Annotated in this window: 13 protein-coding genes; 8 read left to right on the top strand and 5 right to left on the bottom strand. The window is 51.0% G+C overall.

The features are described 5' to 3' along the window. The first annotated feature begins 40 nt into the window (after positions 1–40). Both KNP79_RS05130 and KNP79_RS05125 read left to right on the top strand, forming a co-directional pair. Positions 41–1,417, top strand: coding sequence for a YjiH family protein (locus KNP79_RS05130; protein ID WP_215191455.1), 1,377 nt, complete (start codon positions 41–43; stop codon positions 1,415–1,417). Between the two features lie 73 nt (positions 1,418–1,490). After that, positions 1,491–2,150 carry a C39 family peptidase gene (locus tag KNP79_RS05125; RefSeq protein ID WP_215191453.1) on the top strand — a complete coding sequence of 220 codons (660 nt, stop codon included), beginning with the start codon at positions 1,491–1,493 and terminating at the stop codon, positions 2,148–2,150. Here the strand turns inward: KNP79_RS05125 and KNP79_RS05120 are convergent. Continuing rightward, positions 2,138–2,947 carry a hypothetical protein gene (locus KNP79_RS05120; RefSeq protein WP_215191451.1) on the bottom strand — a complete coding sequence of 270 codons (810 nt, stop codon included), beginning with the start codon at positions 2,945–2,947 and terminating at the stop codon, positions 2,138–2,140. The two genes, KNP79_RS05125 and KNP79_RS05120, sit on opposite strands and share 13 nt — an antisense overlap. Positions 2,948–3,042: 95 nt before the next feature. Here KNP79_RS05120 and rluF point away from each other — a divergent pair, with 95 nt between their 5' ends. Then, on the top strand, positions 3,043–3,753 hold the full coding sequence (gene rluF, locus KNP79_RS05115; protein ID WP_214788235.1) for a 23S rRNA pseudouridine(2604) synthase RluF: 711 nt from the start codon (positions 3,043–3,045) through the stop codon (positions 3,751–3,753). Between the two features lie 28 nt (positions 3,754–3,781). Here rluF and KNP79_RS05110 read toward each other — a convergent pair whose 3' ends face one another. Then, entirely contained in the window at positions 3,782–4,195 is a 414-nt protein-coding gene (locus KNP79_RS05110; protein WP_215191449.1) for a hypothetical protein, read from the bottom strand. Positions 4,196–4,316: 121 nt separating this feature from the next. On the opposite strand from KNP79_RS05110, the gene KNP79_RS05105 reads away from it, so the two are divergent. Beyond that, positions 4,317–4,643, top strand: coding sequence for a hypothetical protein (locus KNP79_RS05105; RefSeq protein WP_034780432.1), 327 nt, complete (start codon positions 4,317–4,319; stop codon positions 4,641–4,643). A 49-nt stretch (positions 4,644–4,692) separates the two neighbouring features. Here KNP79_RS05105 and KNP79_RS05100 read toward each other — a convergent pair whose 3' ends face one another. Both KNP79_RS05100 and KNP79_RS05095 read right to left on the bottom strand, forming a co-directional pair. Then, on the bottom strand, positions 4,693–7,317 hold the full coding sequence (locus KNP79_RS05100) for a S8 family peptidase (protein ID WP_215191447.1): 2,625 nt from the start codon (positions 7,315–7,317) through the stop codon (positions 4,693–4,695). 221 nt (positions 7,318–7,538) lie between these two features. Continuing rightward, entirely contained in the window at positions 7,539–8,288 is a 750-nt protein-coding gene (locus tag KNP79_RS05095; RefSeq protein ID WP_214710772.1) for an SDR family NAD(P)-dependent oxidoreductase, read from the bottom strand. Between the two features lie 122 nt (positions 8,289–8,410). Here KNP79_RS05095 and KNP79_RS05090 point away from each other — a divergent pair, with 122 nt between their 5' ends. Continuing rightward, the gene (locus tag KNP79_RS05090) at positions 8,411–9,037 is read left to right on the top strand and encodes a TetR/AcrR family transcriptional regulator (RefSeq protein ID WP_215191445.1); all 627 of its coding nucleotides are present in this window, start codon (positions 8,411–8,413) and stop codon (positions 9,035–9,037) included. A 26-nt stretch (positions 9,038–9,063) separates the two neighbouring features. Here the strand turns inward: KNP79_RS05090 and gloA2 are convergent, their stop codons facing one another. Further along, entirely contained in the window at positions 9,064–9,444 is a 381-nt protein-coding gene (gene gloA2 / locus KNP79_RS05085) for an SMU1112c/YaeR family gloxylase I-like metalloprotein (RefSeq protein WP_214754433.1), read from the bottom strand. Between the two features lie 287 nt (positions 9,445–9,731). Between gloA2 and KNP79_RS05080 the strand changes: the two genes are divergently transcribed. The 3 genes from KNP79_RS05080 (at position 9,732) to KNP79_RS05070 (ending at position 13,576) form a co-directional block, all read left to right on the top strand. Then, the gene (locus KNP79_RS05080; RefSeq protein ID WP_214754435.1) at positions 9,732–10,643 is read left to right on the top strand and encodes a hypothetical protein; all 912 of its coding nucleotides are present in this window, start codon (positions 9,732–9,734) and stop codon (positions 10,641–10,643) included. A 170-nt stretch (positions 10,644–10,813) separates the two neighbouring features. Then, a complete protein-coding gene (gene htpG, locus KNP79_RS05075; protein ID WP_214754437.1) occupies positions 10,814–12,682 on the top strand; it encodes a molecular chaperone HtpG in 1,869 nt (622 codons plus the stop codon). A 96-nt stretch (positions 12,683–12,778) separates the two neighbouring features. Further along, positions 12,779–13,576 (top strand): SRA domain-containing endonuclease, encoded by a 798-nt coding sequence (locus KNP79_RS05070; RefSeq protein WP_214754439.1) that lies wholly within the window; start codon positions 12,779–12,781, stop codon positions 13,574–13,576. Positions 13,577–13,771: the final 195 nt, after the last annotated feature.

The following is a 13,771-nucleotide window of genomic DNA, read 5'->3' as shown; positions in this document are numbered from 1 at the left end:
GGCGCGCCAACTACTTTTTCGGGGAAAAGGGGTAAAACACATGAATCAGACACCAAACAAGCCTGACCAAGGCGGGACGTCATTCACGTCCAACGACTTTCTGAAATTCTTAATTCCTTCTTTGATCGGCCTCATGTTCTTCATCGTGCCCGTTCCGACCGAGGACGGATTTACGATTCCGGTCGCACTCTTGTCGAATCAGTTGATCGACCTCATCGGCGGGATCGTTCCGACGCTTGCCGTCATCATGATGGGCATCTCAGTGCTTGGATCATTATGGACGTATTTGGCTAAACCGGCGTTCATCCTAGAACGGCCACACTTCAATTCACTGTTCAACGTCACACCGTTCTGGTTCGGGATGCGAGTCGTCGGTTTTATTGCTGGGGTGATGACGCTTCTCGTGATCGGACCGGAGATGATCACATCCGAATTCACTGGCGGACTCTTGCTGTATGATTTGATTCCGATTTTATTCGCGACGTTTTTATTTGCTGGGATGTTGCTCCCGCTCCTCTTGAACTTCGGTCTGCTCGAGTATGTCGGGACGATGCTCATCAAAGTGATGCGCCCGCTCTTCAAACTTCCGGGCCGGGCCTCGCTCGACTCGCTCGCATCTTGGGTCGGGGACGCGACGATCGGGATTCTTTTGACGACGAAACAGTATGAGAACGGCTATTACACGAAACGAGAAGCTGCCGTCATCGCCACGACGTTCTCCGTCGTCTCGATCACGTTCACCATCGTCATCTTGTCGTATATGGAGCTCGACGCTTACTTCCTGCAATACTACGGAGCGATTGTCTTATCAGGGATTGTCGCAGCGCTGATTATGCCTCGGATTTATCCGTTGTCGAAAAAGGCTGATACACCGTACGAAGAAACTGAACTAAAACCGGAAGAACCGGTGCCGGCCAACGTGAAGATGCGGACGTGGGCGTTGCGCCAAGCACTGTTGAAGTCGAAATCTAGCAAAGGTGCCGTCGCCACGTTCAAGGATGGTTTCCAAAACGTGCTCGACATGTGGCTCGGTATCTTGCCGGTCGTCATGGCCGTCGGGACGATTGCGCTCGTCATTGCAGAATATACACCGCTCTTCACGATTCTCGGTAAACCGTTCGAACCGATTTTGATGTTGCTCCAAGTTCCTGAAGCCGAAGCGGCTGCTCAGACGATGGTCGTCGGGTTCGCCGATATGTTCTTACCGGCTGTCCTCGGGAGCGGGATCGAAAGTGAGCTGACGCGTTTCGTCATCGCCACTGTATCGGTCACGCAGCTCATCTTCATGTCGGAAGTCGGGGGACTGCTGCTCGGATCGAAACTGCCGATTTCATTCTTTGACCTCGTCCTCATTTTCTTACTCCGGACGTTTATCACGTTACCTATCATCGTCGGGATCGCCCACTTGGTCTTTTGACGACACAACGCCTCTTCTCGTAGTTTCCTGAGAAGAGGCGTTGTTTGTATACTAAAGAAAAAGGAGGTGCGTCATGGAACATCATTACGCAGGTCAGCTCGAGGTCGCGAAAAAAGGCTATGCCGGGATCGTCGACCCTGTGGCTTATGTGAACGACCGCTATCACGGCCATTGGACGATCAAAACCGAAAAGCGGATTGAAGGAGTTCCGGCGCTCCTGCAAAAAACGTTCAACGGCGGCAAAAACAATTGTACGCTCACTTCGATGACGGCCGTCTTTCGTTATTACCGTGACCAAGGCTATGACCAAATCCCTGAGGACGTGTTCAAGATTCAAAAAGATGCCCGCGAGATCGCCCTCGCCCATCAGTTCAAAGACGAGAAAGGCACACCCCCGACCCGCATCGCGACAATCGTCACGAAACTGTGGGCCCACTACGGCTACAAAGGGCATAGCAGCTCACGTTATCTATGGAAATGGTCGACGTTCGAGCGCGAACTCGCGGCCGACCGTCCCTTCATCTTGAATATGGCGAACGGGTTCTATAAAAATCACTCCGTGACCGGAATCGGGTACATCATCTTCCGCAAACCCGGCTTTCCCGACGTCATCTTGCTCGAGGTGCTCGATAATCGGGTACGTGACGTCCGTTATATCGACTTCAACGAGTTCAACTTTTGGGGCAGCATCACGCGCGTCCATCCGCCAAAGCTTGACGTTCAGGCAAAATAACGACGAGCGCTCGTCTCGATGGCTGACCCGATTCGAATCAGATGGTCTCGCTTCGCGTACGAACCGTGATGGAGTCCGAATACGTCTCGACCATTCCCGAGACCGACGAACACTTCGGACGGTTTGAAATGCAGTCCGACCATCGGGACACCGAGCGTCGTATGATAACCGAGTTCGAACCGGGCACTCGGATACGCCTCGATCCGTTCACTGTAAGTGAATCCTTCAAACGACGCGCAGTTGTCCCGCCCAAGGACAATCAGACGCGACGGGGTCACATAACGGATCGTCCGTTGCAGCAAATCGAGTGACGTCGGGTGCTCCATCCATTGTCGCCCCGTCCGCAACCGGCCCATCTGACGCCACGTCGCATATTTGAAGAAGTCGACATGGAGCGCGGACCCGTCGTAGAACGAGCGTCCCATGCCCTCAAGCAACGCTTCCAGTTTCGCCCCACCCCGCTTGCCGAACCAACTCGTCGTCGCTCGTCCGGCCTCAAAATAGGCCGCGGCGTGTTCAAGCGTCGCTTCTTGCGCCCTTTCGTCTTGAAGATAGGCATCGAGTGATTGGTCTCGCCAATAAAACTTTTGCGACTCCCCACTTCTGACGCTACCGTCCCGTTCGAAAAACTCGCTGCGCGACGGGTTCGTCCCGATGGTGAGCCATTGTTCCTCCGTCGGTTGCCCGTACCATAGAACCGGGGACGCCCCATCAATCAGCTCTGCCTGAAACGACGACGTCATGAGTTCTTGTTGAAATCGTATCGCGTCTTGCAATAGCAAACGTGCCTGCTCCATCATGCCACATCCTCTCTACTCGGTCGTTTCCCGCTTTCAGGCACCTCTAAAATACGTTATAGTGAGAGGACGAAGCCAAAAAAGGACGTGGATCTATGCGTATCAACAAATTTATCAGTGAATCCGGCAAGGCGTCCCGCCGCCAAGCCGACCGCCTCATCGAAGAAGGACGGGTAACCATCAACGGGAAGAAAGCGAAAATCGGCGACCAAGTGAACCCAGGAGACGAAGTGCTCGTCAACGGTTCGGCCGCCCGTGTCGCGCGAAACAACGTCTATATCGCCGTCCATAAACCGGTCGGCATCACGAGTACGACCGAGAAGAAGGTCAAAGGCAACTTGGTCGACCTCGTCAACCACCCGCTCCGCATCTTCAATATCGGCCGTCTCGATAAAGACTCGGAAGGACTCATCTTGATGACGAACGACGGTGATATCGTCAACGAGATCCTTCGCGCAGAGGGTGAGCACGAGAAAGAATACATCGTCTCGGTCGATAAGCCGATCACCCCGGAGTTCGTCGAACAGATGGAAGCCGGCGTCAAAATCCTCGGCCAGAAGACGTTGCCATGTAAAGTCCACCAACTGTCGAAGTTCGATTTCAACATCACGCTGACGCAAGGACTCAACCGCCAAATCCGTCGCATGTGTGAGGCGCTCGGCTACGAGGTGTACCGACTTCAACGCGTGCGTGTCATGAACATCACGCTCGGCAAGCTCCCGCCAGGACAATGGCGCGACCTATCGAAGAAAGAGCGCGAGCAGTTGTTCCGCGAATTGAATTACGAACCGAAAGAATGGTACTGAAAAGCAGCCTGAGACGTCTCAGGCTGCTTTATTCTGGTCGGAGCGAGTCGACATGGTCGATCTCACGACGGATGAAACGTTTGAGCTGGGCGCTCAGATCATCGAGCTGCCCCATCGTCGTCTCGAACAAGAAGAACGCGTTCATGTCTCCCCCATCGCCTTTCATTTGTTCGACCACGGCGTTGACTTGCACGGTCCCTCTCGCATTCGCCAGTTCGAACGTCAAGGAGACGTGGACGAGCGGAACATCGAGTCTCCACGTCTGGGGCGACTTCCCGTTTCGTGCATTGAACGCGAATAACGTGGAGACGAGCGCGTCGATATCGGATGCGGTGACATACTCATCCACCGTGACCTCGCACCATTTCCCTTTCAGCGTCAATACGACTTCCATTTCCAACACGTCTTCCCAAATCCGTCTCAGTTTGAACTGTTCCACCATAGCCATCCCTCACTCTCTCATTTCGACTATATCATGTCGTTTCAACGAAATCCGTCAACATTTCGCCAAAACGGGAATAGTCCTATACAGATGATTTCGTAATGAAAAGAGGTGAATCGTCATGAATGGCGCCTTGTTCCCACGCACCTCGGTCGGCAAGTGGTCGATTATCCTCATCGGCTTGTTCCTCGCCATGTACGTGCCGTTCCTCCTGCTCGATAACTTCGATACGACCTTCCACTCGACGCTTTGGAGCGACAACGCCGCGAACATGCTACGGCTCAGCTACATGACCACATTCTTCGTCCTTGGGCTCGGAGCGTTCGTGACCGGATGGTGGGCCATCTTGAAACAAAAAGAGTACGCCGTGCTCGTCTTCTTCGCGGCCGTTCTCGGCTCCGGACTGTTCGTTTTATTGGTCATGGAGCTCCTCGGCATTCTCGAGTAGAAGGCAAAACAAGGAGTTCGCCGCAGCGAACTCCTTGTTTCATGTGTACTTATTTGACGACGACGTGTTTCATCTGACTCGCGCGACCTTTCGCGTCCTCGATGTGGATCGAGAGGCGCTCCCCTTTTTTAAGGGTGCGTGTCTTCGTGACGAACGTTCCCGTGAGGCCGGTCGTCCCTTTTCCGATGACTCGGCGCTTCGCGTCTCGGACGATGACCGTCATTCCCGCATCCGCGCGACCCGATACTTGCTTCGCGTTCGCACGTGGTGTCGAGACGGTCGGTTGTTTCGCACGGGCACCTTTCACAACGAGAAGGCGTTCGCTCGAGACGAGCTTCCCGTTGCTATAGACGACCCGGAGAACCGTGCCTGCTTTTTGAGCTCCGATATTCAATGCGACACGAGCTTGTTTCGACGTTCCTGTCGCGAGACGTTTCTCGCCGTTATAGACCGTCACTGTCGTCCCGCTCTGCACGCTAGCAGCAAACACCGTCGAATTGTCACGGACGACGCCTGGCTTGGCGTAGAGACGTAGCATCGAAGCCGCATGGTGCACATTAACCTTGCCATAGCCGCTGATGTAGTCATAGTTGAACGGAAGTTCTTCCTCCGAGTCTTCCATGAAATAATCAAGGCCGTCTTCATAGCTCATTCCACCTGTCGCATCCCCGCCAGAGAAAGCAAGCGGCTCTGCCGTACGATGGAGCAACTGACGAATCTCTTCGACTTTGAGTGCCGGACGTGTCGATAGCAGTAATCCAACGACGGCTGAGACGTGTGGCGTCGCCATACTCGTGCCGTCCATATAGACGACGTTTCCGTTCGGGACGAGACTCGCGACTTTCGTGCCCGGCGCCACGACATCGACCCCATAGCCATAGTTCGAGTAATCCGAGACGATGCCGAACGTGTTCGTCGCACCGACCGAAATCGTATACTTCGATGAAGCTGGGTAAGAGAGACTTGAATCGCCATCATTCCCCGTTGCCGCCACGACGACGACACCGCGGTCATAGGCGTACTTCAACATGTAGCCGATCGTCCGGCTCTCGCTGCCGCCAAGGCTCATGTTGATAACTTTCGCACCAGCATCGACGGCATATTTGATTCCGAGCGCGATTTGTTCCGTATCCCCAGAACCGCTCGCGTCGAGCACTTTGACTGGGAGAATCGAGACAGCAGGCATCATCCCGCGCATCGATGTCCCGTTGTTTTGAATCGCACCGATGACGCCGGCCACGTGTGTCCCGTGTCCGTGATCGTCAAGCGCGCTGCCTTCCCCGTTCGGGTCGACAAAATTTTTCTCGTTGGCGATGTCGACCCGTCCTTTGAAATCAAGGAGGCGATAGTCGACACCCGTATCGAGGACGGCGACTTTCACCGAACGGACCGGCAATTTGAGAGCCTCATACGCATCGATTCCGATTCCGGCTTCCTGGAATGGCTGCAACACCGATTTCGAGTTGAGTGACCATTGATAGTCGTAACTCGTGTCGGCCATGAACGCTTGATACGTCTGGACCGGCTCGATGAATTCGACGTTCGTGTCACGCTCGAGCGTCGTCTTGGCCGTCGCCTGCGTTTTCGTGCTCGCCGACTCGACATCGACGACCGCGAAGTGGTCACCTGGGCGACCGATATCGATCTGTTCTGCCGAGACGTTCGACAATGCGTTCATCTTGCCGAGCGACTTGCTCGGTGACGACTTGTATTTGACGATATAACGCGGGGCATCATCAATTTCAATCGATACTCCGAATTTGACCATCACATCTTGAAGCGGTGTCCCGGCAAGTGTACCTGTGCCGAGTGTGGCTGCTACTTTGTTTACTTCTGCCTGTAACGCGGTCGGGACGTTTGTCGTCACGAAGGCCTGCAAGCTCTTGATGGCAGCCTCATCCGCTTTCGTGAGCGTGTACGCCTTGCGGTCGACGAGCGCGTTCATGAGTGGCTGTAGCGCCTTCAAATCATTGTACGCTTGTTGACGTTTGGCTCCGTCTTTCACAATCGCTTTGATCAAGTACGGAGACGTGCGATAGTACAAGGCGGCCAAATCGTTCCCGGCCTCAGACTGCGACAACACTTCCGTCTGAATGCGACGGATGAGCTTCAACATCGAGTCGCGCTCCGGTGTCGGATTCAAAATCGACTCGACGGCACACATGCCGGCCTCAGTCTCGATGTTCTCATATTTGACCGGCAATTTGACCGGGTTGTAGACGAGCTTGATGTCAGACGCAGCGGCCTCCTCCGCGTCTTCTGTCATTGGAAGGTACTCCACTTTGATGTAGTACGGGCCTTCCCATGCATACGGGAGACGAATCGTCGCCGCCTGTTGTTCTTCCTCTTGTGTCGCGCTCGAACGATATTGTTCGAACGTCTCATCTTTCGCTGCCATGTCGGCGCTCGGATAGACCGAGATGTTTGCGAGTTTTGTTGACTCGAACTGGATTTCCATATGTGTCATTGATGACGGGGCACCCCGCTCCATCTTGAACCAATATGTATTCGTTGCGTCCGTCCCGGTCTCAAACGCGACCTCCACTCCCGGGCTGAGCGTCTTCGCATCTTGCATGCCCGCTCCTGCATCCGCGCTCACGTGGGGCGGGATCAAGGCCAAGACGAGCATGAGCACCGTGACGAATGATAATACTTGTTTCCATGTTGCTTTCATCTGTTTTCCTCATTTCTACATGTCCATAGCTACGACCGACGGATCCGTCAATTCATGTATGCGAGATAATGGCTTGAAGGTTCCAACAATTAACTCCAAAAAATCACTTCATTTCATTATTTTAGGAAACGCTCAATTTGTCTATCTCTAATATGGTTTTTTCAAAAAATAATATGAAAAAGGTCAGAGGAATTTCCTCTGACCTGGACAAATGATTTTTCTTATTTGGCCGTGACACCCCCGTCGACGGGTAGTTCGATTCCGGTGATGTGGTTCGCCTCGTCCGATGCAAGGAACAAGACAGCCGCAGCCACTTCCCCCGCCTGACCGAGATTCGGCAAAGCGATTTGATTCAGGAAATGCTGTTTATAGTCCGGGTGCTCCATGTGCGGCGCGCTCATCGGCGTCACGATATAGCCCGGATGGACCGAGTTGACGCGAATATTGTGCTTCCCGTAATCGACGGCCGCAGCCTTCGTAAGTGAGCGAACGGCCCCTTTTGAAGCCGTATAGGCACCTGCCCCGGCCATACCGGTGAGCGCCGAGATTGACGAGATGTTGACGATTGAACCGCCGCCATTTTGCTCCATGAGCGGGATGGCATACTGCGTCCCGAGCATGACGCCATCGATATTGATTCGATACGTCCGTGCCCAGTCGTCCTCGGTCTGTTCCAAGAACGGTTTTGCAAGCGCGATGCCCGCATTGTTGACGAGAATATCAAGCTTCCCGCACACCGATTGCACTTCATCATAAATTCTTTCCCAATCACTGCGCGAAGTGACGTCGTGCTGAAGTGCGAGCGCCTCTCCTCCGTTCGCCCGGATCGTTTCGACGACACGTGTCACCGCGTCTACATTGATGTCTGTCGCGACAACCGTCGCTCCTTCGCGTGCGAACAGTTTGGCCGTCTCTTCACCCATACCGCTGCCTGCCCCCGTAATGACCGCTACTTTCCCCGTTAACCGCATTGTTCCAGCTCCAATCTTAAATTATGATAGTCTAACTATCATAATAGTAGTCGATGCACATTCGATTCTCAACGAAACTGCTTCAAAGCGTTATAATGACAAGAGAACAAAGAGGTGATGATATGAGTAAACGTCAACAAAACAAAGAAGAACGATTAAATCGCATCATCAGTCAGGCTGAAATCCTGTTTCTGAAAGACGGATTCGAGCGCGTCCAAATGCAGGATATCGCTGATGCCGCCGAAATCGGGGTCGCGACACTGTTTCGCTATTTCCCGAAAAAAGATCAGTTGATTGTCGCAGCAGCTGTCCGTAACTTGGCACCGACGCTCGACGCGTTCAAGGAATTGACGAGCCGGACGGGAGATGCGTACTCGCGACTCGAGGCGATCATTGACTATTTGCTCGAACAACAAATGAAACGGACGAGTCACTCTCGCTTCCGTGAAGCGTTCGAGAGTTATGCCTCGTTCGTCGTAAGTCCCCTTCCCGGAATCGATAACTACATCGGACTACAGCGCGAGATTATGGAGACGCTCGAACCGCTCATTGAGCACGGGAAGACGGACGGCTCACTTCGAAGTGACATCGACGTGAAAACGACCGTCGTCACCGTCATCAACGCGTTCGGTACGTTCGGCAACAATATCATTTTGAAGTCTCACATCAGTTATTTAGAGGACGATATCGAACCGCACATCCAACAACGGGTGTTGCGAGAGATGCTCTTGTCGTATGTGCGCCCATAACGAAAGCCCCTTCGCGTGAAGGGGCTTTATTCATGTAGCTCGAGTGGCAGACCGTCTGGGTCGAAGAAGAACGTCATCTTCTCGCCCGTGAACGTGTCATACCGAATCGGTTCCGTCGTGACACCGTGCGTATTCAGTTCGGCGACGACCGACTCGATGTCGTCGACTTTAAAGGCGAGATGACGGAGCCCACACGCCTCCGGAAAGCTCGGCCGTTTCGGGCTATCCGGTTTGATGAACAGCTCGAGCTCGTACGCGCCGAGCCGCAGGTCGATCTTGTGATCGCCTTTGTCCGGACGATGATGCTCGCGGATGACGTCGAAACCGAGGATATCGATGTAGAACCGCTTCGCCTCGTCATAGTTCGAGGCGATAATCGCCACGTGATGGATTGTATGTAACTCCATAAAAATCCCCCATATACAAAAAAATGAGCACCTCTCACTAGAGGTGCTCTCGAAAAGTCTACCGCGTCGAACCACGCTCCACAACGTGCTCCCGAAGGAATGTCCGCCGTCTTACATAGACCAGCTCATCGCATGTACTCAACAATATACGTTTACATGAATCACGTCAAGAATAATTGTTCACAAATTTAGAATATCAATTTCAATTAATTGGATGTTATAATTTGATTTGTGTTTTTTTGATTTCCATACAGATTAATCATTTCCAAAAATAGGAGGAACAAGTTTTGAAAAAAGGATTAACCATGTTGGCCTTATCATTTTTACTGGTAGGATGTAATTCCACGGAAGAACAAGCTGTCACTGAGAGTAAAGACCTAGTAGATTCGACAACAGAAACACCAGTAGAAACAGAGACTGATTCAAGCACTGAACCAGTTACAGAAGAGACGGCTAAGGAAGCAGATGCAACAAACGTGGATGATTCTGAAGCTATTGCACATAATTTCAAGCTTACAGAGCTGAAAGGGAACGATATCAATCAAACTCTGCGGAAACCGGCAGACTATACAGGAAAAGAATTTTCCTTCATCGCACACGTTTACAACACGCAAACTTCAGAGGCTGGGATTCAAACACTTACCGTTCGAGTTCGCGATTCTGCCAATGAGCATACTGCCATCCTCGAATATAACCCTGCTTCATTTAATAATGAACGTATTGTAGAAAATGATCTTATCGCTGTGAACGCCACTTTTGAAAAAATCGAGAATAGTGAATTCTCAGAAGGCGATGCACCTAAATTTAACGCCATTGCTAAAACACGCGTCATTGATTATTTATCCATGTTAGGTGTAGCCACTTATTACGAAGGTTTAGGAATTTCTGTTGATCAGTTAAATATTAATGTGGAAGACGGATCTTCAATTGATTCGATTGAAAAGACGATTTCGCTGCCAGTCGATGAGAATAGCAAAGTTCTCATCGAAGATGCAGGATCTGACAAGTTATCATTTTTGTCGACTACTTCGAACGATACGAAAATGTATTGGGTCGGGGAGTATGATGACGAATTCGGAATGGAAGAATACGAATTCACGACTCAACTTTACGTTTACTTTGGAAAGGCTCAATCTGAAGCAAAAAGTTTTTCGTTTGATAACTTCGAACAATTATACGTGGACTATTGGTCCGAATAATTTAGGATTTTCATAATAGACTAGGTGAAGCAATCCCTTCATCTAGTCTATTTTTATATTTCATACTTTAGTAAGCACCTTGACATCTTCCTAAAAATTAGGATAATCAATAGTGTTAGCACTCTTATCGGGAGAGTGCCAAAATCGAACAAATAAAAAGGAGAACGATCATGACAAAGAAACAGTTTCAAGCCGAATCGAAACGAATTTTAGAGTTGATGGTCCACTCAATCTATACGCATAAGGACATCTTCCTCCGTGAGCTCATCTCGAACGCGAGTGACGCCATCGACAAGATGTATTACCGGGCCTTGTCAGATGAGGCGATCGACTTCAACAAGGACGACTATTTCATTAAAGTCGAGTTCGACAAAGACGCCCGCACAATCACCATCCGTGACACCGGAATCGGTATGACGGCCGATGAGCTCGAATCGAACCTCGGGATCATCGCCAAGAGCGGCTCGCTCGCGATGAAGCAGGCGACGAAGATGGAAGAAGATCACAGCCTCATCGGTCAGTTCGGTGTCGGCTTCTACTCGGCGTTTATGGTTGCCGACCGTGTGACGGTCCGCACCCGCTCGGTCGACAGCGAACAAGGCTACTTGTGGGAGTCGGAAGGTACGGACGGCTATACGATTGAGCCGACGGATAAGACCGACATCGGGACTGAGATCACGTTGCACGTGAAAGCCGACACGGACGACGAGACGTACTCATCATTTCTCGAAGAGTACGAGATCCGTTCGCTCATCAAGAAGCATTCGGACTTCATCCGCTATCCGATCAAGCTCGACGTGACGAAGCACCGTCAAAAAGACGACTCAGAAGAGTACGAGGACTATATCGAAGAAGAGACGGTCAACAGCATGGTGCCGATTTGGCGCAAACGGAAGAGCGAGCTCTCGGACGAGGACTACAAGGCGTTCTATCACGAGAAGCGCTACGGCTTCGACGAGCCGCTCAAACACCTTCACTTGAACGTCGACGGCTCCATCCGGTATCAGTCGATTCTCTACATCCCATCGACGGTCCCGTTCGACTATTACACGAAAGAGTTCGAGAAAGGGCTCGAGCTGTACTCGAACGGCGTCTTGATCATGGAGAAGTCGCCTGACCTGCTCCCGGACTATTTCGGTTTCGTCAAAGGGATGGTCGACTCGGAAGACCTTTCGCTCAACATTTCCCGGGAGATGCTGCAGCAGGACCGCCAACTCCGCGTCATCGCCAAAAACGTGAAGTCGAAAATCAAAGGCATGCTCGAGAAGATGCTCCAAAATGAGCGCGAAGACTACGAGAAATTCTTCGAGTCGTTCGGCCGTCAGCTCAAGTTCGGCGTCTACGATCAGTTCGGTGCCGCCAAGGACGAGTTGAAAGACTTGCTCTTGTTCCACTCGTCGAACGAGAACAAACTCGTCACGCTCAAAGAGTATGTCGAGCGCATGAAAGACGACCAGAAGTACATCTATTACGCGACGGGTGAATCGATTCACCGCATCGACCTGTTACCACAAGCGGAGCGCTTGAAAGAAGAAGGATTTGAGATTCTCTATTTCACCGAAGAAATCGACGAGTTCGCCATCAAGATGCTCCAGTCGTATGACGACAAAGAGTTCAAGTCAATCGCGAGCGGTGACCTCGGGCTCGATGACGAGGCGGCCCATTCCCTCAATGAGGACAACAAGGACTTGTTCGCCTTCATGAAACAAGAACTGGGCGACCGTGTTAAAGAAGTGCGCGCATCGACACGCCTCAAGTCACATCCGGTTTGCTTGACGGTCGCCGGCGACGTCTCGATCGAGATGGAGAAGATTTTGAACACGATGCCGAATGGCGGCGGCATGAAAGCCGAAAAAGTGCTTGAAGTGAACGCCGATCACGCCATCTTCCAGACGTTACAGCGCACCTATAAGGAAGATGAAGCGAAAGCGAAACAGTATACCGATTTGCTCTATCAGCAAGCGCTCCTTATCGAAGGGCTACCGATTGAAGACCCGGTCGCCTATTCGAATGCGGTGTGTGCGTTGATGGCAGAATAATGGAAAGGCAGAGGGCGACCTCTGTCTTTTTCATTTATTCGTATGGAGACGTGATACAATTTAACGTAGAAGAAATTCTTGGGAATGAGGTGTCATATGCTGTTCGAAAAAAATAAGTTGTATAAACGCTCTGAACTTCACGATCGTTATGGTGGGAGTCGACAACGAGGGATTAGTACCCCCAACAAACATAAACTTATCTTTATATTCGATAGTGGAATGGACGAAGAGTTTGGATACAAAAATGGTTGGAACGAAGATGATGGCCTCTATTATTACAGCGGAGAAGGACAGGAAGGAAATCAATCGTTCTCGTTCGGCAACAAAGCGCTCCTTAACCATGTAGAGAACGGCGAAGACGTTTATTTATTTGAATCACTCGGACGAGGGACTTATCGCTTTGTCGATCAACTCATTTTAATTGGATTCGATATTCAATTTGGAATTGATAAATATCATAATCAACGAGAAGTCATCGTCTTTGCTTTTGAACCGTTACACGTGATTCAGGAAGAGGCCCATCAATTCTCATCGACGATGCGTTATAAACCGATTGAAGAGTTAGAGGAAATTGCATCACGCGATCCCAAACGAGCCACCGGCTTAAGTATGTCCGCACGAAAGCTACAAGTTCGCGAACAAACAGCAGCGCTTCTTTATTATGTGCTGGCTCGTGCCAATAACTGTTGCGAAGCTTGTGGGCAACCAGCTCCGTTTGAAACGGAAAACGGACCTTATCTCGAGCTCCACTCGCTCTATAAAGAATCCGATGATGGCTTATCGCAACCGGATCAAGTCGTAGCAGTTTGTCCGAACTGTCACGCTCGCCTGCATAAAGGTACAGACAGAGTAGAATTTAATCAACATATCATCAATAAGATTCAACAACCTTAATCTGCTTTAGATTGAGGTTTTTTATTTGTAATTGATAATGTGACGATTTATTACGAGAATCATGTGTTCATTTCTGTGTAATGCAAAATAGGAGTGCAGAAGTGTGCAACGGAAACGTACACAACTCTGCACTCCTATTTTAGAAAAGAAAAAGGACTTGCCAGCAACCATAATCTCACCCTAACGTTTAAGTTG

The sequence above is a fragment of the Exiguobacterium sp. s7 genome (genome assembly GCF_018618195.1).
Taxonomy (GTDB): Bacteria; Bacillota; Bacilli; order Exiguobacteriales; family Exiguobacteriaceae; genus Exiguobacterium; species Exiguobacterium mexicanum_A.
Note: the sequence above shows the minus strand (reverse complement) of the source record. Positions and strands in the feature narration are given on the sequence as shown.